Origin of the sequence: Pantoea sp. SJZ147, assembly GCF_007828605.1 — a bacterium.
GTDB lineage: Bacteria > Pseudomonadota > Gammaproteobacteria > Enterobacterales > Enterobacteriaceae > Pantoea > Pantoea allii.
The window spans coordinates 119,505-137,743 of sequence record NZ_VIVB01000007.1 but is presented as its reverse complement, the minus strand read 5'-3'; the positions used below and the strand labels follow the sequence as shown (position 1 = coordinate 137,743).

Below are 18,239 nucleotides of genomic sequence, written 5' to 3'. Positions count from 1 at the left end.
AAGCGTTTCTGTTTTTATTTAACGGGAATCGCCGACGACATATTTGCTTTCAATCGTCAAATTCATCTGTCCCTGTTGATGTTTTATCCTGTGCCATCGACGTCTTTTTCCGTTGCGGTAAATACCGCCGAGGCACAGAATGAAGATAATTTTGCACGTCCCCGATAAGAACCGTATTGACAATGCTTTTGCTAATGCAGGCAACCTGCTTAAAGAAGCGGGTTTTAACGGCGACATTGCCATTGTCTTTAATGGCGACGCGGTTAGCGATGTTATTGGCAGGATTATTTCTGACGCCCTTAAGCAGGCACCGACCGTCACATTATTACTCTGTCAGAATAGCCTTAATGCGCAAAATATTGACGTCAGCACGCTGCCAGTAACCTTTCACGTGGTTCCGGCAGCGATTACCTATATTATCGACCAGCAGTCGCAGGGCGCATTATACATTCGCCCTTGATCGGCTTGCTCTACAGCGGCTTACTTTTAGCAAACCACTCAATTCCGCGCAACATGCCAGCCCAATAGAAACGCGGCAAAAACCAGGCTTTTAACCACCATGCGGCGCGACTGGGTCGGGCTGAATGGAGCGGAAAAGTCGGAAGCAGGCGGTTGCCATAGCCAAACTCCGCCAGCACGACTTTGCCTTTCTCCACGGTGAGCGGGCAGGAGCCGTAACCATCGTAACGCGTTTCAGGCACACCTCCGTCAATGACCTGTCTCAGGTTTTCCGCCACCACCACGATCTGTTTACGGGCGGCGGCGGCCGTCTTGGCATTCGGTGTTGAACAGCAATCGCCCAAAGCAAAAATATCTGGCCAGCGGCTGTGCTGCAGCGTCTCTTTATCGACATCACACCAGCCAGCAGCATCCGCCAGACCGCTTTCGGCGATAAACTCAGGCGCGGCCTGAGGCGGGACAACATGGAGCATATCGAACGGCAGGGTAACGTCACGCGTGCTGCCGTCAGCATCGGTGACGGTAAATATCGCCTGCTTATTCATGCCATCGACGCCGGTAAGGACATGGCCGAAATTCACCTGCGCCCGGTATTTCTCCAGGTAAGCCGTTAACGGTGGGACAAATTCGGGCACGCCGAAGACCACCTGACCCGCCAGACAAAATTGAATATCAATCTGCGCCAGACAACCCTGACGCTGCCAGCGATCGGCAGAGAGATAGAGCGCTTTCTGCGGCGCACCCGCGCATTTTATCGGCATCCCCGGCTGGGTAAAAATAGCCTTCCCCTGCTTCAGATTTTGCACCAGTTCCCAGGTGTAGCTCGCCAGATCGTATCGATAGTTTGACGTTACGCCATTGCGGCCCAGGGTTTCATTCAGACCACTGATTTTATCCCAGCGCAGGACCAGACCGCTGGCGATAATCAGGTAGTCATAATCTATTTTTTGGGCAGAGGCAGTTTCAATATATTTCTGTCCAGGTGATATATGGGTTACCGCATCCTTAATCCAGTTCACGCCTGCCGGAATAACCGCATCCATCTGTCTGCGGGTTTTTTCAGCGGAAAATAATCCTGCGCCGACCAGCGTCCAGGCAGGTTGATAATAGTGCTCTTTTTTAGGCTCAATGAGGGTTATTTTGATGTTCTTAATGCGTTTCTTAATACTTGCGATGACGCCAATTCCAGCTGATCCACCACCAATAACAACAAGATGAGGATGATGGGGATTATTTTTATCGTTCATGCAGGCCTCCCTTTCGTTTAACCGTAGTGGATTGCGGCACAGAGATAAAGCGAATCAATAGACTTTAAAGTTATAAAAAAAATCACTTATAATATTTAGCTATATGATATAGCAAAAAGAAATAATAGATTGACAGTTATTTGTCGCCCCTCTTTAATACCTTAAAAATAGCGTCAGGAATGAAAATGCTCATTCAGGAATTTACCCATCTTTCTGCCCTCACGATGTGCCTGCTAATCGCAACAGGTATCGCCGTGGGCTTTTTTCTGGCGCTGACCGGCGGGGGCGGATCGGTCGTGTGCGTGCCGCTGCTGCTGTACCTGGTTAAAGTCCCCGACACACATCGGGTCATCGGCACCAGCGCTATTGCCGTGGCAATAAGTGCCCTGATCAATCTTTTTGCCCACGGACGAAAGGGAAATGTCAGATGGGCGACGGGCGCGACGATATCGCTCGTGGCGGTGTGCGGCGCGCTGATCGGCGCCGGACTGGGGAAAATCGTCAGTGGGCAATACCTGTTACTGCCGTTTTCGCTTTTGATGTTTACCGTGGCGCTGATGATGCTGAGGAAACACCGTCATTCGCCCGACGCGCCTGCACATGAGAAACACGTTTCCCCCATCCTCGTCTGGGGAAGCGTGCTGCTGCTGGGCAGTTTGGCCGGATTTATGGGCATCGGTGGCGGGTTTTTAGTGGTGCCGGTGCTTGTCTGGTTGTTTCGTTTTCCCGTGGTGGAGGCGATAGCGACGTCGCTGATGGTGGTATTCGCCATGGGGATCTCAACCAGTGCAAGCTATGCCCTGGCCGGAAAAGTGTCGCTGGTCATGACCGCTTATCTGATTGCGGGCGGCCTGCTGGGCGGCTTACTGGGTGTGGCGGTGGCCAACCGTCTGAAGAAGAATGAGCGCGCGATTAACGCGGTCTTTTCGACCATGCTCATGGTGATGGCCAGTTACATGTTGCTTAAAAATCTCTGAAAAAACGGGAAAACCTGATGAATATTCGCCATTTTAATGCGCAAATCGCCTTTGCCGATGCCCCGCTTGCAGAGGATTTCCGGCAGTTGCATCAGTTGGGCTATCAGATCGTGGTGAATAATCGTCCTGATGAGGAAGACGGCCCCTTTCTTCACCATCAACAGGAGAAAGCGCTGGCTGAGCAACTGGGCATGGACTATGTCTATATGCCGTTCACGTTTGACACGCTGAGCTGGGAATATGTGGATGCTTTTCATCGCCGGGTGGAACGCGGTGGGAAAATCCTTGCCCACTGTCGAAGCGGCGCGCGCTCCGTAAGCCTGTTTTTGCTGCACGATTTACGCGAAGGGCTGATTGATGAGGCCGAATTCCGCGCTCAATGCCAGCAGTTCGGTGCCGACGCCGACAAAGCCCTGACCTGGTATGCCAACAGAGTACGCAAACCGCCGCAGGCAGAAGTCCATCATTTTTATGAACCCGAGAGCGGAAGCCTGCAATATGTCATCGCTGACGGGCAGGCCAAACGCTGTGCCATTATCGATCCGGTGCTGGACTTTGATCGCCGCTCAGGCGCGGTATCCACCCAGCAGGCTCAACGCCTACTCGATTTCATTCAGCAAAAAAACTGGCAGGTTGCGTGGATTCTGGATACCCATCCTCATGCCGATCACTTCTCTGCCGCAGCCTGGCTGGCTGAGCAAACCGCTGCGCCCACGGGCATTGGCGAAAAGGTCGCCGAGGTACAACGGCTGTGGCAAAAACTCTATCACCTGCCCGACCTTAATCCAGCGCATAAAATCTGGGACACCTTGTTCAAGGACGGCGATGTGTTTTATGTGGGTAACCTGCGTGGCGAGGTCATCTTGTCTCCCGGTCATACGCTGGCGTCGGTAACCTACCACATCGCTGACTGTGCCTTTATTCATGACACGTTCTTTATGCCCGACAGCGGCACGGCACGGGCTGATTTCCCCGGCGGCAGCGCTGCCGTATTATGGGACAGCCTGCAGCGCATCCTGCAGTTACCTGACGACACCCGTTTATTTACCGGGCATGATTATCGTCCTGACGGGCGCGACGTGCAGTTTGAAAGCACGGTACGCCAGCAGCGGGAAAACAATCCCTGGGTTGTGAATCAGCATCAACACACGTTTATTGCCCGGCGACAGCAGCGTGATGCCACGCTCCCGCTTCCTGAACTGATGCTGATGGCGCTGCAGGTCAATATCAACGGCGGACGGTTACCTGAACCGGAGAGCGACGGCGAGCGCTATCTGAAAATCCCGTTAAACCGCTTTTCACTTAAGACGTAAGAAGGGCATAAGGAGTCGAGCGTCATGCATATTGACCTGATCCATTTTACTCCGTGGCAAAGCCTGGCGGGCGGGCTGCTGATTGGCGCGGCGGCGGGCATGTTAGTGCTATGTTGTGGCCGCATAGCCGGTATCAGCGGCATTCTGGGCGGTCTGCTTAAACGCCGGTCATCCGATAAATCCTGGCGGCTGGCCTTCATCGCGGGGCTGGTCCTGTCGCCGCTGGTGTATCAACGGTTCAGCGCCCTGCCGTCAATCGAGATTGACGCCTCGTGGGGGCGGCTGGTGCTTGCTGGCTTACTGGTAGGGCTGGGAACGCGTCTGGGTTCAGGCTGCACCAGTGGTCACGGCGTGTGTGGATTATCCCGGCTGTCGCCGCGCTCACTGGTTGCGACACTGGTCTTTATGTTAACCGCCATGCTGACCGTTGGCGTGATGGGTCACGGGTGAAGCCCAGGAGGCACGATGGCCGTTTTATTTTCTCTGCTGAGTGGACTGTTATTTGGCACGGGCTTACTCGTCAGCGGCATGGCGAATCCGGCTAAGGTTCTGGCTTTTCTGGACATTTCCCGCACCTGGGACCCGTCGCTGGCCCTGGTGATGTGCGGCGCGATTATCGTCGGGCGAGTGACGTTCTGGCTGGCTTCCCGCCGGAAGCGCCCGATATGGGGCGAAACCTTCCATCTTCCCGCCAACAGGGCACTGGATAAAAGGCTTATCATCGGCGCTATCCTGTTCGGGATCGGCTGGGGACTGGCCGGCATCTGCCCCGGCCCGGCGCTGGTACTGATCGGCGGCGGTGTACTTAAAGGCGCAGTCTTCATGATGGCTATGCTGGCAGGTATGCTGTTTTTTGCGTGGTTCGACCACCGCTCATCCACCAACATAACGTGAATTCACACAAAACAGGGATTAATGAAAACCTTCAGGATAGCGATCTCCGCCGTGCTGTTTAGCAGCACGACCCAGGCGGCTACGCTGCCAGCGCCCGTCCAGCAAATTGAAAAACAGGGCGTGGAAATAATCAAACCTTTTACGGCCCCCGGCGGGGTTCAGGGCTGGTTAGGTAAATATCAAGGCACCGGCGTCACCGTTTACCTGACGCCAGACGGTCAGCATGCGATTTCGGGCTATATGTACGATGCTCAGGGCAATAACCTCAGCGAAAAAATCATCAACGATGAAATTTACCTGCCCGCCGGGCGTGCAATGTGGAAGCGGCTTCAGGCCATGCCGGGCATCAATGAAGGCAGCACCACAGCCCGCTGTCAGGTGGTGGTGTTTGCCGATCCGTTTTGCCCTTACTGCCAAACGTTCTGGCAGCAGGCGCAGCCGTGGGTGCAGAACAACACGCTCAGCATCAAAACGCAGCTCGTCGGTATTCTTAAACCTGAAAGTGGGCGCTATGCTTCTGCCATTCTGGCGGCAGCCGATCCCGCCAAAGCCTGGCAGGATTTTGAACGCTCGCAGGGGCAAACCAAACCGGTCTTCCCGGACAGCACCCCACGGGCGCTGTTCGATCAGATTCAGCATAATCAGGCACTGATGCAGGAGCTGGGTGCCAACGGCACGCCCGCTATCTATTACCTGAATCATGACCAAAAACTCCAACAGATAGTTGGCCTGCCTGATAAGCAGCAGATGGCGGACCTGGCTGCCTGTCGCTAAGCGGCGTTAACGCGCCAGAGAGGACCGGTAACGCAGCCTGGCGGGCAAGATAATTTGCTTGTCCGCCGGTTCCTGCCCCTGAATCATCTGGGTAATGACGGAAAAACACTCCTGCGCCAGGCGAGGGACGTTCTGCTCCACGGTATCGATATGCAGTGACAGCGAATCATACAGGTAGTGATCGTCGAAACTGGCGATGTGAATATCACTCTCCAGCAGACGGTGCTGACTCATGTAGCGCAGTACCCCTTCCAACAGGCCACAGGCGGCGGTAAACAGCGCTTTGGGTGGTCTGCCAAGGCGGGCACACAGGGCAGCAAACATTTCATAGCCGCTGCTGGGATGATAGTTGCCCTGAATAATCCATTCCGGACGTGGACTCACACCGGCGCGCTCCAGCCCCTGCATAAAACCGGCCAGACGATCTTTGGTCGGCGAAAGTCGTGGCTGACCGCCCAGGAAATACACCTCATCGGGATGCGCACGCGCCAGGCGCTCTACCAGCTCGGCGGTCGGCGTAATGGAATCGGTGATCACCAGCGGCAAACTGCTGTTATTCACATGACGGTCAAACAGCACCACCGGCAGTTGTTCACTCAGCTTCAGGTAATCGCTGTCGCTTTGCTGACTTGACGCGACGATCAGGCCATCCACCTGACGTGAGACAAGGTTGTTCACCACCAACGTTTCCTGGCTGGCATTTTCATCGGTACAGGAGATCAGCAGTTGCAGCCCGGCCTCACGACAGAGGTTTTCCAGCGCGTGAGAAAAAACGGCGAAACCGTAGTTAGTGATTTCCGGTACCACCAGCCCTAACGTATGGCTGCGGTTTTCGCGCAGCAGTCGGGCGTGGATACTCGGCAAATAATGGTGCTGTTGTGCAAGGGACATGACGCGATCGCGCGTCTCTTCTGCCACGCGCAGCTCTTTACCGCGCCCGTTGAGCACCAGGCTGGCCGTGGCTTTTGACACCCCGGCCAGCGCAGCGATATCACTGATGGTAACGCGCTTTGTTTTTTTCACGTCGGTGCTTCGTTTAAGGAAACAAGGGTTTATTCTACCATGCAGGATCGTAACGACCAGTAGCAGGCAGTGACTTCTGCGCTGCCGCTCAGGTGTAAACGGGCAGGATGCTGCGGGAAGTAGCGGCTGCTCATCACACCTTCTCCGTCGTTGATAAAAATCTCTACGCTGGAGTGGTCGCACAGAATATGCAGTTTGCGTGCGCGGCCGCACCAGTGACGATAAAGCCATTCGCCGTTTTCCAGACTGCGGCGTGCCAGACAAAGCGCATCCTGATGCCAGCTCAGCCGCAGCGTATCGGCAAAGTCCAGCGTGATATCGCCGTCAGACGTCAGCACCAGCTCAAGACGCCGGGCCTCTATCTCGGGTGCCCAGTCCGCACTGCCGTGATAGCGCTGTTCGTCCAGCCGCAGCGCCTGCAGCTCCGCGACCGGCTGTTGGTACAGTCGGCCTTCCCGCTCCGTCAGCTCACGCAGGCAGGTCATCTGATGAATCCAGCCAAACGCCACGGTCGGCTGGCGCATCTCTTCGCCGTCTGGTACGCCCATCCACCCCACCAGCAGCCTGCGTCCGTCCTGGGTCAGCGTGGTCTGCGGGGCATAAAACTCAAAGCCGGCATCCAGTTCATTGAAGGCGCCGTGCTGGTAATGCGCCTGCTCATAGTCGAGCGTGCCGCTGAGCCATGCGCAGGGATGGGTGTTCAGATAGCGCTTCTCTTCCCGGGCAATGCCCTGCGGGCAGCAGATCAGAAACGTCGAGGCTCCCAGGGTAAACAGGTCGGGACATTCCCACATATAGCCTGCCGCGCCGAGTCCTCCCAGGCCGCTACCGGCAATTTCGCCCAGGTTATCCCAGTGGTGCAGGTCGCTGGAACGCAGCAGCAGGACTTTGCCCTGTAACTGCCTGTCCTGCGCGCCCAGCACCATGTACCAGTGCGCGCCATGCCGCCAGACTTTAGGATCGCGAACATGACCGGTGTAGCCTTCGGGCAGCGGAATGACCGGCCCCAGCTTGTCGAATCCGCCCTCGCTGTTCTGCACGGCCAGGCATTGCCAGGCGGTGCGCGAGCCGTCCTCGAATTTGACGTTACCGGTGTAACACAGGGTCAGCTCGCCGTTGTTGTCCACCGCGCTGCCGGAATAGCATCCACTGCGGTCATACTCTTCATCGGGCAACAGCGCGACCGGCTCGTGTTCCCAGTGCAGTAAGTCGGCTGAACGCCAGTGGCCCCAACATTTGTGCTTATGCTCGCAGCCCAGTGCATTCCACTGATAGAACAGATGATACTGTCCGTTGAAGTGGATAAATCCATTGGGATCGTTCAGCAGCCCCGTCACCGGTGCCAGGTGCCAGCCGGGATAATGGCTGTCCTCACGCGCGTTGGGCTGGCCTTTCATCACCGCCTTAAGCATGGCGGGCAGCAGGTTTTTCAGGGCCATTATTCAGAATCCGTTTTGTACTTCAGCAGGAAAGCGATCACAAAGGCGACACTAAAGGCGATAACCATACCAATAACGTAGTTCAGCAGCGAACTGGCCTGAACAATCGCCATACCGGGTAAGCCGGTCAGCCCGACCGCGGTCATATAGACCTTAACGGACACCACCCAGGCACCGCCGATGGCTCCCCCAATCAATCCGGCGATAAACGGCTTCATAAAGCGCAGGTTGATACCAAAGATGGCGGCTTCGGTGATCCCCAGTAAGGCCGAAAACGCCGAAGGTAAGGTAATGGCTTTGATTTTAGGATCGTTGGTTTTAAACCACACCGCCAGACACGCGCCACCCTGGGCAACGTTCGCCATTGCCCAAATGGGTAACAGAAAATTGACGCCGATAGCGGGATTACCGAGCAGTCCGGCTTCAATGGCATGGAAGCTGTGGTGCACGCCGGTAATCACAATCACCGAGTAAAGCCCCCCAAACAGTAATCCGGCCAGCCAGCCAGCATGGGCAATTAACGTGCTGAGTATGAAGGAGATGCCGTCACCCAGCGCGCGTCCCGCCGGACCGATAATCAGCAACGCCACAAAGCCAGAAATAATGACAGTCAGGAACGGGGTCAGAATCAGGTCGAGCGCGTCAGGGATAATGCGCCGCAGTTGTTTTTCCAGCAGGCTCATAAACCACACGGCCAGCAGCACCGGAAACACCGTGCCCTGGTAGCCGATCATCGCCACTTCAATCCCAAAGAAGTTCATGGTGTGGAAACCGGACGCCACGCCCCAGGCATTGGTTAAGGCCGGATGGGTCAGAATGCCGCCCAGCGTGGCCCCCAAAAATGGGTTACCGCCAAACTCACGCGCCGCCGTAAAGCCAATCAGAATCGGCAGAATAATAAACGCCGCCGAACTGCACATATCCAGCATGATATACAGGGCATTTTCCGGGTTAACCCAACCATAGGTTTTGACCATCCCCAGCAGGCCCATTAACAGGCCGGATGCGACAATCGCCGGAATAATTGGAACAAAAATATTCGACAGTAACCGGGCAATCCGCTGGAACGGGTTGAGTTTGCGGGCGGCAATGTCGGCCGCTTCAGATTTACTCGATTCACTGATACCGGCTTCCGCGACAAAGGCTGCGTAGACTTTGTTGACCACCCCGGTGCCAAAAATCACCTGTAGCTGTCCGGCATTACGGAAACAGCCTTTTACCCCGTCGATCTTACCAATTGCGCTGGTGTCCGCTTTGGCGTCATCGACCAGCACCAGCCGGAGCCGGGTCGCGCAGTGCGCCGCGCTGGCAATATTTTCTTTGCCACCCAGCAACGGCAGTAATGCACGGGAGATTTGTACAAAATCCATAAAAAACCTCTGTGTTATCGTGTGATGGTGTCAACCCGCCAGAAACGGCCCCGCAGGGCCGGATCGTCAGAACCAGGTTTCCATTTGTACGCCAAAGTTCCATTCACCGCCGGCTTCAAAACCGCTGCTGCCAAAGGCATCGCCGCGCGCATAGTTATCCAGTCGGTGGTCCCAGTCCATCCAGGTGGCAAAGAGGCGAATTTCCGGTCGCTTAAGGAATTCCCCTACGTTGCTGGCTTTCAGCGTAGGCGCGACGGTCAGTTTGTAGAAGTTACCACTGACCGCACTGCGCTGGTTGAAGCCCTCTGGACGTAAATCCATATACTGATAGGTGGCTTCATACTGCATTTCAAAGTTCTCCGTTATCCCCTGAATCAGACGCATATTGGCGGTGGCCCACTGATAACTGTCGCCCTTGACGTAACGATCCTTGCTGCTTTGTGCCAGCACCGCTGGCGCGATATGCCAGTCACCGCCCAGTGGCGTTATGCCGTAGCTGGCCAGTCGCCAGGTATCGGCATCCGGTAACAGCGCCCCGTCTGACCCAATGGCTTTCACCTCTGCGCCTAAACCGTGACCGTAGAGCAGCGCGGTTTTCGCAGACCCTTCACGCAGGCCATAGAAGCTGTCGTTATGCAGCCCCAGCAGCGCATGGACACCGCTATTTGCGGCGTCGCCTTTGACTTTAAGGCCGTTCACATCCAGTCGGTCATCGTTGTCTTTCGCACGCATGCCGCTCAGCATCAGCTGGAACGGGCCGTAAAAGTTGTTGGTCGTCAGGATGTAGTTCTGCGCGGTGTTATCGTTATTCTCAATATCACCGAACGTACGTCCATACAGCGACAGGTTACTGTGAGCCTGATCGCTCCACTTCATGTCGTAAATACCCGCCCCGGTACCGGCGAGAAACACCACATCGGAGTCGATCCAGTGGATATCGAAATTATCCCGGTCAAAGCGTTTACCTGCCCAGACAGTTGTGTCTTTGAACGCCCCCGTGAAGGTCGGGAGCTGGCCCAGTTCGACAAACGCCTGACGCAGATTGAGGTCGCTGCTGGAAGCCGTCCAGTCGTTATAGGTACGCTGACCGTCGGCCAGCATCGCCTTGAAGCGGGTGGTCGCGCCGTTTTCCAGCGTTTGTTTATGTTCCAGATTCAGCTCTACGTAAGTATCAGGTTCGTTACCCAGACGTCCCACGTGCCCGCCGGTTTCCCCCGCAGGCGTCACGGTGGGGCCACCCTGGGTTTTCGTCGCCGAACTGTTCATCAGCAACCCAGAGCGGGCATAGCCGTGAAATTCAAAACCCTCTTCACTACTCGCTTTCTGTTCAAGCTTCGCCGTACGCTGTTCAACCTGTGTCGCGGTGGCCTGGCTCTTTTGCTGCGCGCTGGAAAGCTGCTGAGCCTGTTTTTCTGCCGCTTCCGCGCGATTTTCTGCCGCATTCGCCCGCTGTTCTGCCGCCTGTAACCGCTGCTCCAGTGCTGCCAGCCGTGCTTCAATACTGCTCATGCTTGGTTCTGCTGCCAGAACCGGCCCCGAACTCAATAGCAGACCAACGGTGACGGCAAGTGCCTTTTTTCTCATCGTTTTACATCCCAGAAAAGGTAACGGTAATGATGTCGTTTTTTTGCTAAACCGGTTTAGTTTGCGGATGATATTCATCGATGTATTTTCAGGCAAAGTAATTTGCTAAACCGATTTTATGAATGTGAGACAGTTCGCAAAATGAAGCGATGCGGCAGAAAAAGAAGGCGGGAAAGCGGTGAGAAAGCAGACAACCGGATGCGCCATCGAGCCCATCCGGTCAGGTTATGACAGTGAGGTCAGGCAGCCTGACGGCGTAAAAGCGTCAAGGGCCCCGGCCCACTGAGGGTGAAAACCGAGATCAACGTAAAGGCCATCGCAATACAGCCCAGCACCAGATAGGCACCGTGGAAGCCAATACTTTCGTACATGTTACCTGCCAGAACCGACATGAAAATCATGGCTAACTGCTTGAAGAAACAGAAGCACACCAGATAAATCGTGGCAGAGAAGCGCACCTCAAACTGACTGGTGATGTACTTAAAGCAGCCAACAATCAGGAAGGGAATCTCAAACATATGCAACGTTTTGAGGATCACCACTTCCACGGCGCTAGTGGCAAAGGAGGAACCAATAATGCGCACTGACATAATGGTTCCGGCCAGTAACAGGGCGTTCTTGCCGCCGATACGGTTGACGATCAACGGGGCAAAAAACATGATCGAGGCATTCAGCAATTCGCCCAAGGTGGTCACATAGCCAAATACTCGCGTGCCCTGCTCGCCGGAGGCAAAGAAAGAGGTGAAGAAGTTAGCAAACTGTTGGTCAAACACATCATATGTACAGGACACGCCCACCACATACAGCGACAAAAACCACAGCTTTGGCTGCTTAAACAGCTCCAGAGCCAGCTTCAGACTGAAGCCTGACTGATTCGCGCCTACCGCCTGGGCGACCGTGGCTGACGACGAGGTGTTGGTACGGGAGAAGAACAGCAGCAGCGCCAGAATCACGGCACAGCCTGAGCCCAACCAGAACACGAACTGGTTGTTGATGGTGAACATGATACCGACGATGGAGGCGCACAAGGCCCAACCTACGCAGCCAAACATACGTGCCCGACCAAATTCAAAGTTGCTGCGGCGACTGACTTTCTCAATATAGGCTTCAATTGCCGGTGCCCCGGCGTTGTAGATAAAGCCCAGGTAAATACCGCCAACAATCGAACCTGCCAGAATATTCACCTGCAACAGCGGGCCAAAAACGTAAATAAAGAAAGGGGCGAACATCACCAGCATGCCGGTGATCACCCACAGCAGGTGTTTGCGCAGGCCAAGCTTATCGGACAACAGGCCAAACAGCGGCTGAAACAGCAGAGAAAACAGCGAAATACTGGCAAAAATAATGCCGGTATCCCCTTTGCTGATGTGGTTGATATCATGCAACCAGATAGGGAAGAACGGGAAATAGGCACCCATGATGAAAAAGTAAAAGAAGAAGAAAAAACCAAACAGCCAAAAATTCGAATTTTTTAAATAGTACATAACGGACGTCCTCAAGCAAGCATCAGGCAGGCGAGAGCCTGCCCGCGCATTATTTTTGCTGCCCCCAGATAAACTGGTAGCTATAACGTCCTGCGCTGAGCAGGAATTCTGGTGATACCGACGGGCTCCAGGAATCATCTCCGCCGACGCCCATATGGAAGCCATCCAGGTTGAGCCACGTGCCCGCTTCAGGCTGTAACAGGTGGCGATGGCTGGTTTCCATCAGCTGTTTCTGACTGTAGCGACTGATGTTGAACTGGAAGTTGCCGCGCCACTGATGCGCGCCATAGCTGAGTTCTCGCGTACCACAGCGCAGCCCGTTCTCGGTGGGGAAGACATACGGGGTGTACATCTCACTCAGCGGTAAATCCCAGCGATCAAAGCAGGCCGAGGTCAGGCGATCCGGGTAGTTTTCATGCGGTCCCAGGCCTAACCAGTTCACCCGGTCGGCAATCTCGGTCAGCTGACAACTCATACCGATGCGGGCCGGATAAGGCGTGCCGCTTGCCACCTCCACATTGACCGTTACCGCCATCTCGCCAAATCCATCAATGCGGTAGGTTTTACGGCTGATAAACAGGGTTTTGCCCTGGAACTGCCAGGCATGGGCGGTGGTGATCACGACCGCACTGGAGAGCGTTTCAGCACTGCACTGCAGGTTCATCACCTCTGCCTGATAGTGGCCCGCCGCTTTCCAGCGCTCTACCCAGGCATTGGGATCGATGCGGGTGACTTCGCTGACACCGATATCATTATCCAGCGGCGCGCGGGTGAACTGGTCGAGCAGCGGTGCCAGTAACTGCGGCTTATCGTCAATCCAGTACTGCATAAGTGCGCCCTGATGACGGCAAAATTCCCAGCGCTGGTTGTTGAGCGCAATGCTGTAGCTGGCTTCGCTGCTGCTGAGTTGAGGCGCGTTCGCCGCCGGAGAGGGTACGGCGATGCTCAGAATTTCGTCCAGCGGCCACTGTTGCCAGGCGCTGATATGACCGGCTTCTGACCAGGCGGTCGGCTGAGGCTGCGCCACCCGCACCGTCAGCCAGAGCTGGCCTGCGGATGCAGGCAGCGGCACGTCAGGTAGCCTGATCTGCTGGCTGCCCTGCGGGGCGATATCCAGCGTGATGTCACCGGAGGCCAGCAGATTGCCGTCCTGGGCAACCGACCAGTGCAGGATTTCATTATCGCTGTGACGGAACAGGTATTCACTGGTCACTTCCAGCGTGCGTTCGCTGCCCGGTAGCAGTCTGAACTGGAAAAACTGCTGTGCGTGACGGGCTTCATAAAGCGAAGGATGGGGCGTACGATCGGCAAAAACCAGTCCGTTCATACAGAACTGACGATCGTTGGGCGTATCGCCAAAATCGCCACCGTAAGCGGACCAGGGTTCGCCGTTATCGTCATGTTTAATCAATGACTGATCGACCCAGTCCCAGACAAAACCGCCCTGCAGACGCGGATACTGACGAAATGCCTGCCAGTATTTTGCATAGCCGCCAAGGCTGTTCCCCATAGCATGGGCGTATTCACAGAGAATAAGCGGACGCTGTTCGCCCGGCATAGACAGCCATTTTTTAATGGACCATTTCGGCACGGCCGGGAAAGGTTGATCCTGATCGACCCGTGCATACATCGGGCAGATAATATCGGTGGCTGCCGTATTCGCGCCGCCGCCTTCGTACTGTACCGGACGGGACGGATCTTCGCTTTTCAGCCAGCGGTACAGGGCATCGTGGTTCGCGCCGTGGCCCGATTCGTTGCCCAGTGACCAGATAATAATGCAGGGATGATTACGATCGCGCTGCACCATACGCGTGACGCGCTGGCTCATCGCAGGCAGCCAGGTGGGATCGTCGCTCAGGCGATTCATCGGCACCATGCCGTGGGTTTCGATGTTGGCTTCATCGACTACGTACAAGCCATAATAGTCACACAGGCGATACCACAAGGGATCGTTAGGATAATGGGAGCAACGCACCGCGTTGAAGTTGTTTTGCTTCATCAGCAAAATGTCCTGCACCATGGTGTCGCGATCCATCACCTGACCGCGTTCAGGATGGTGTTCATGCCGGTTGGTGCCGCGGATTAACAATGGCTGACCGTTCAGCAACAGCAGGCCGTTTTCAATGCTGACGTGACGGAATCCTACATCGCAGGCTTCCGCCTCAATCAACGTGCCGTCTGCCCGATGTAACTGCACAACAGCCCGATAGAGATGCGGGGTTTCGGCGCTCCACAGCGCGGGGTTATCGACCTTGATACACAGCGTGGCCCGGTCGTTCCACGCGCCGCGTTCGTCAATAATTGCACTGCCCAGTGGCGAGGTCGCTTCGCCGGTCAGTTGGTCAGCCGCGAAGAGCTGCACGCTAACCCGTAAGTCGTCATCCAGCGCCCCGGCTACGCGCACCTCGGCTTCCAGCCGGGCACGACTGAAATCGTCGTTAAAGTGGGTACGAATGCGCAGGTCGCGGATATGGCTGGCGGGCTTATGCAGCAGGGAGACATCGCGAAAAATGCCACTCATGCGCCACATATCCTGATCTTCCAGGTAGCTGCCATCGCTCCAGCGCAACACCATAACGGCCAGTCGGTTTTCACCGCCGATCAGAAACTCGCTCAGATCGAACTCAGATGGCAAGCGGCTGTCCTGGCCGTATCCCACCCAGCGCCCGTTGCACCAGAGATAGAAGGCGGAATTCACGCCGTCAAACACGATTCGGGTTTGCCCGCTTTGCAGCCAGTCAGCATCGACATTAAATGTGAGCGAATAACATCCTGTGGGATTTTCAGCCGGAACGCGCGGCGGATCAACCGGAATGGGATAGGTCACATTGGTATAAACCGGCACATCGTAGCCCTGCATCTGCCAGACTGACGGCACGGCGAGAGTGACCGCATCGCTCAGGTCGTGGGTGCGCCAGCTGTCGGGCACCGCCTCGGGCGCAGGAAAAAAGGCAAATTTCCATTCGCCGCTCAGGCTTTTTCGCTGCGCGGATTGTGCATTCTCGTGCGCCGCTTCCGCGCTGCGCCAGCTGTAAAATGGGGGATGGGCGTCCAGTCGGTTCAGTTCGGTGACGCCGGGGTTTTCCCAGTCGCGCCGGGCCAGTACGGCCGCTAGTGAATGTGTATCCAGGGTCATGGCAGTCTCCTGCGTAAAATTGTTATCCGCTCACATTAAACTGACATTACGAGGCCGGGATGGGGATGTAAAGCAAGGAAGGGCGAATGAGTGAACTGCCTCACAGCAAAGCGTGACTGGCGATAAAGTTTATGATCCGCGTCGCTGTCCTTGCGGAACCGGACAGCACGGGCCGTCCACCAACGGGGGCGGCCAAAAATGGGCGGGGAAACAGACTGACAGCGGTTAAAACCGGTCGCGCTGCGCCGTTGGCGCCTGGCGACCTGCAACAGGCAAAGGGGCGAACCCTGGCGCTGGCAATCCCGGCCTTAACGCTGCTCATCGCCAGCGGCCGGTGATTCAGCACAGCCAGGGGCCGCTTGGTTAACCGTAGCCTGACGCGACAGGCTGCATAGCCACCTGGAATGGTTGGCCCGTTGATGTTTTAGTCACGCGACCGGTTGACGCTGACCGGGACACCGCCCGCAGGCTGACCTGATGCGGGCGATGGCGGTTCGTCCATGAATCGCGGTGTTATCGACTAATTATCCTTCAATTTGATGACGATAAGGCAGCGCAGTCATGGCCCCTTTCGCCGTGGTCGCCAGCGCGCCGCACTGCTGGGCGCTGCTGAGCCGTGCCGCCAGCTCAGCTTCATTGGCCGGCATCCCTTTTTCCGCCAGGCCCCACAGCAGCCCGGCGACAAACGCATCCCCTGCGCCGGTGGTATCTACGCTGACTACAGGCAGCGTGGGATAGTGATAATGCTGCCCTTGATGCCAGACTTTTACCCCGGCTTTGCCCTGGGTAACCATCAGCAGCGGAATCGCAAAGCGTTCAGCCAGCGCCTGCATACTGTCATCGCCTTGCGCATCCTGGGTCAGAAACACCAGCTCTTCCTCAGACAGCTTGACCACATCAGCCAGCTGCAACGCCCGGTTCACACAGTCCCGTAACTGGACGTCGTCACGCCACAGATCGTGACGAATATTGGGATCAAAGCTGACAAAACCGCCGGCATCACTTATCTGCTGCATGGCAGAAAAAGTGGTGGAACGCGAGGGTTCCGCCGCCAGGGCAATCGAGCAGCAGTGAAGCCATTCACCCGGCTGAAAGGTGGGGAGATCGCCGTCTTCCAGAAACAGATCTGCGCTGGGCCGTACCATAAAGGTAAAAGTCCGCTCACCTTCATGATCCAGCGCCACCACCACCGTTGAGGTACGCTGGGCGCTGTCGAGCGTCATATAGCGGGTATCAACCTGCTCAGTCGCCAGCGTATGTTGCATAAAGTGACCAAAAGGATCGTCCCCGACCCGGCCAATAAAGCCGCTGCTGCCCTGCAAACGGGCAATCCCGACCGCCACATTCGCCGGCGCCCCACCGGCACACTGTATTAAATGCCCCGGCCCGTCCGGAAGCAGATCCACCACGGCGTCACCCAGACACCAGACTCGCGCTGACATATTATTCTCCCTACTCAGATGCAGCTAAAAGTTTACTAAACCGTTTTAGCATAGCAACGCTCGGGCGTAATGAATGTGATTTGCGCCAGCAAAATGCACGCCAAAACGCGGTAAAGCTGTCTGTAGCACGGTAGTAAAGCGATACAAAGTCACCGCCATCAGGGTTAAACCGGCGCGCTGGCAACTGCTACACTCGTGAAAACTCCAAACACAAAAAGGCGAACCTCATCATGTCTGAACAACACTATCAGCCCGCTAAAGTCTGGAAGTGGGACCCGGAAGCGAAAGGTAATGGTGCCAGCACAAACCGTCCTACCGCGGGCCCTACCCATGAAAAAGCCCTGCCAGTGGGTAAGCATCCGTTGCAGCTCTACTCTCTTGGCACACCTAACGGCCAGAAAGTGACGATTCTGCTGGAAGAGTTGCTGGCGCTGAACGTGAACGATGCAGAGTACGATGCCTGGTTAATTAATATTGGTGAAGGTGACCAGTTCACCAGCGGTTTTGTTGAGATCAACCCCAACTCCAAAATCCCGGCACTGTGCGATCATTCCGCTACCCCGCCCATTCGCGTATTTGAATCCGGCAACATCCTGCTCTATCTGGCGGAAAAATATGGTTATTTCCTGCCGCGAGATCCGGCTCAACGTACCGAAACGCTGAACTGGCTGTTCTGGCTGCAAGGCTCTGCCCCTTACCTTGGCGGCGGCTTTGGCCACTTCTATCACTACGCACCGGAAAAGATTGAATACGCGATCAACCGCTTCTCGCTGGAAGCGAAGCGTCAGTTTGACGTGCTGGATCGTCAGCTCGCTGACAACCGTTATCTGGCAGGTGATGATTACACTATCGCGGATATCGCGACCTGGCCGTGGTACGGCAGCATGGTGCTCTACAACCAGTACAATGCGGCAGAGTTCCTTGACCTGCAGTCCTACAAAAATGTGGTGCGCTGGGCCAAAGAGATCGCCCAGCGTCCGGCCGTTGTACGCGGCCGCAAAGTAAACCGTGTGATGGGCGAGCCAGCCGATCAGCTGCGCGAGCGTCATGACGCATCGGACTTTGATACACAAACCCAAGATAAAAAAGCCTGAGGA

General features: G+C 55.8%; 16 protein-coding genes. 8 read left to right on the top strand and 8 right to left on the bottom strand.

What is annotated here, in order from left to right; genetic code table 11:
• Window positions 1-139: 139 nt before the first annotated feature.
• Window positions 140-460, top strand: a complete 321-nt coding sequence (locus FBY13_RS11945; RefSeq protein WP_145394239.1) for a DsrE family protein — start codon at window positions 140-142, stop codon at window positions 458-460.
• A 10-nt stretch (window positions 461-470) separates the two neighbouring features.
• On the opposite strand, the gene FBY13_RS11940 is transcribed toward FBY13_RS11945, so the two are convergent.
• On the bottom strand, window positions 471-1,706 hold the full coding sequence (locus tag FBY13_RS11940) for an FAD/NAD(P)-binding oxidoreductase (RefSeq protein WP_145394238.1): 1,236 nt from the start codon (window positions 1,704-1,706) through the stop codon (window positions 471-473).
• A gap of 185 nt (window positions 1,707-1,891) precedes the next feature.
• Between FBY13_RS11940 and FBY13_RS11935 the strand changes: the two genes are divergently transcribed.
• The 5 genes from FBY13_RS11935 to dsbG are packed head-to-tail and all read left to right on the top strand — an operon-like array spanning window position 1,892 to window position 5,664.
• Complete coding sequence (locus tag FBY13_RS11935) at window positions 1,892-2,683, top strand: sulfite exporter TauE/SafE family protein (RefSeq protein WP_145394237.1); 792 nt, start codon at window positions 1,892-1,894, stop codon at window positions 2,681-2,683.
• A 17-nt stretch (window positions 2,684-2,700) separates the two neighbouring features.
• The gene (blh, locus tag FBY13_RS11930) at window positions 2,701-3,996 is read left to right on the top strand and encodes a bifunctional sulfur transferase/dioxygenase Blh (protein WP_145394236.1); all 1,296 of its coding nucleotides are present in this window, start codon (window positions 2,701-2,703) and stop codon (window positions 3,994-3,996) included.
• Window positions 3,997-4,020: 24 nt separating this feature from the next.
• Entirely contained in the window at window positions 4,021-4,446 is a 426-nt protein-coding gene (locus FBY13_RS11925) for a YeeE/YedE family protein (protein WP_145394235.1), read from the top strand.
• Between the two features lie 15 nt (window positions 4,447-4,461).
• A complete protein-coding gene (locus tag FBY13_RS11920; RefSeq protein WP_145394234.1) occupies window positions 4,462-4,890 on the top strand; it encodes a DUF6691 family protein in 429 nt (142 codons plus the stop codon).
• 21 nt (window positions 4,891-4,911) lie between these two features.
• The gene (gene dsbG / locus FBY13_RS11915; protein ID WP_145394233.1) at window positions 4,912-5,664 is read left to right on the top strand and encodes a thiol:disulfide interchange protein DsbG; all 753 of its coding nucleotides are present in this window, start codon (window positions 4,912-4,914) and stop codon (window positions 5,662-5,664) included.
• Between the two features lie 6 nt (window positions 5,665-5,670).
• Here dsbG and FBY13_RS11910 read toward each other — a convergent pair whose 3' ends face one another.
• From FBY13_RS11910 to FBY13_RS11885, 6 genes are all read right to left on the bottom strand, one after another.
• The gene (locus tag FBY13_RS11910) at window positions 5,671-6,687 is read right to left on the bottom strand and encodes a substrate-binding domain-containing protein (protein ID WP_063878057.1); all 1,017 of its coding nucleotides are present in this window, start codon (window positions 6,685-6,687) and stop codon (window positions 5,671-5,673) included.
• A 29-nt stretch (window positions 6,688-6,716) separates the two neighbouring features.
• Window positions 6,717-8,126 (bottom strand): sucrose-6-phosphate hydrolase, encoded by a 1,410-nt coding sequence (locus FBY13_RS11905; protein ID WP_145394232.1) that lies wholly within the window; start codon window positions 8,124-8,126, stop codon window positions 6,717-6,719.
• Window positions 8,126-9,496: a sucrose-specific PTS transporter subunit IIBC gene (locus tag FBY13_RS11900; protein WP_109716738.1), complete on the bottom strand. Its 1,371-nt coding sequence runs from the start codon at window positions 9,494-9,496 to the stop codon at window positions 8,126-8,128. Before FBY13_RS11900 ends, FBY13_RS11905 begins: the two co-directional genes overlap by 1 nt.
• 66 nt (window positions 9,497-9,562) lie before the next feature.
• Entirely contained in the window at window positions 9,563-11,080 is a 1,518-nt protein-coding gene (locus tag FBY13_RS11895) for a carbohydrate porin (RefSeq protein ID WP_145394231.1), read from the bottom strand.
• A 239-nt stretch (window positions 11,081-11,319) separates the two neighbouring features.
• Window positions 11,320-12,564, bottom strand: coding sequence for an MFS transporter (locus FBY13_RS11890; protein WP_145394230.1), 1,245 nt, complete (start codon window positions 12,562-12,564; stop codon window positions 11,320-11,322).
• Window positions 12,565-12,613: 49 nt separating this feature from the next.
• Complete coding sequence (locus FBY13_RS11885) at window positions 12,614-15,700, bottom strand: beta-galactosidase (protein WP_145394229.1); 3,087 nt, start codon at window positions 15,698-15,700, stop codon at window positions 12,614-12,616.
• Window positions 15,701-15,831: 131 nt separating this feature from the next.
• On the opposite strand from FBY13_RS11885, the gene FBY13_RS11880 reads away from it, so the two are divergent.
• Window positions 15,832-16,038, top strand: coding sequence for a hypothetical protein (locus FBY13_RS11880; protein WP_145394228.1), 207 nt, complete (start codon window positions 15,832-15,834; stop codon window positions 16,036-16,038).
• Window positions 16,039-16,224: 186 nt separating this feature from the next.
• Here the strand turns inward: FBY13_RS11880 and FBY13_RS11875 are convergent, their stop codons facing one another.
• On the bottom strand, window positions 16,225-17,142 hold the full coding sequence (locus FBY13_RS11875) for an aminoimidazole riboside kinase (protein WP_145394227.1): 918 nt from the start codon (window positions 17,140-17,142) through the stop codon (window positions 16,225-16,227).
• Window positions 17,143-17,372: 230 nt separating this feature from the next.
• On the opposite strand from FBY13_RS11875, the gene yghU reads away from it, so the two are divergent.
• Entirely contained in the window at window positions 17,373-18,236 is an 864-nt protein-coding gene (yghU, locus tag FBY13_RS11870) for a glutathione-dependent disulfide-bond oxidoreductase (RefSeq protein WP_063878050.1), read from the top strand.
• Window positions 18,237-18,239 lie beyond the last annotated feature (3 nt).

Bases quoted from the DNA above. Each gene is read 5' to 3' on its own strand.
- dsbG (WP_145394233.1), top strand. From the start codon at position 4,912: ATGAAAACCTTCAGGATAGCGATCTCCGCCGTGCTGTTTAGCAGCACG.
- FBY13_RS11890 (WP_145394230.1), bottom strand. From the start codon at position 12,564: ATGTACTATTTAAAAAATTCGAATTTTTGGCTGTTTGGTTTTTTCTTC.
- FBY13_RS11945 (WP_145394239.1), top strand. From the start codon at position 140: ATGAAGATAATTTTGCACGTCCCCGATAAGAACCGTATTGACAATGCT.
- FBY13_RS11925 (WP_145394235.1), top strand. From the start codon at position 4,021: ATGCATATTGACCTGATCCATTTTACTCCGTGGCAAAGCCTGGCGGGC.
- FBY13_RS11880 (WP_145394228.1), top strand. From the start codon at position 15,832: ATGATCCGCGTCGCTGTCCTTGCGGAACCGGACAGCACGGGCCGTCCA.
- FBY13_RS11940 (WP_145394238.1), bottom strand. From the start codon at position 1,706: ATGAACGATAAAAATAATCCCCATCATCCTCATCTTGTTGTTATTGGT.
- FBY13_RS11885 (WP_145394229.1), bottom strand. From the start codon at position 15,700: ATGACCCTGGATACACATTCACTAGCGGCCGTACTGGCCCGGCGCGAC.
- blh (WP_145394236.1), top strand. From the start codon at position 2,701: ATGAATATTCGCCATTTTAATGCGCAAATCGCCTTTGCCGATGCCCCG.
- FBY13_RS11900 (WP_109716738.1), bottom strand. From the start codon at position 9,496: ATGGATTTTGTACAAATCTCCCGTGCATTACTGCCGTTGCTGGGTGGC.
- FBY13_RS11920 (WP_145394234.1), top strand. From the start codon at position 4,462: ATGGCCGTTTTATTTTCTCTGCTGAGTGGACTGTTATTTGGCACGGGC.
- yghU (WP_063878050.1), top strand. From the start codon at position 17,373: ATGTCTGAACAACACTATCAGCCCGCTAAAGTCTGGAAGTGGGACCCG.
- FBY13_RS11895 (WP_145394231.1), bottom strand. From the start codon at position 11,080: ATGAGAAAAAAGGCACTTGCCGTCACCGTTGGTCTGCTATTGAGTTCG.
- FBY13_RS11935 (WP_145394237.1), top strand. From the start codon at position 1,892: ATGCTCATTCAGGAATTTACCCATCTTTCTGCCCTCACGATGTGCCTG.
- FBY13_RS11875 (WP_145394227.1), bottom strand. From the start codon at position 17,142: ATGTCAGCGCGAGTCTGGTGTCTGGGTGACGCCGTGGTGGATCTGCTT.
- FBY13_RS11905 (WP_145394232.1), bottom strand. From the start codon at position 8,126: ATGGCCCTGAAAAACCTGCTGCCCGCCATGCTTAAGGCGGTGATGAAA.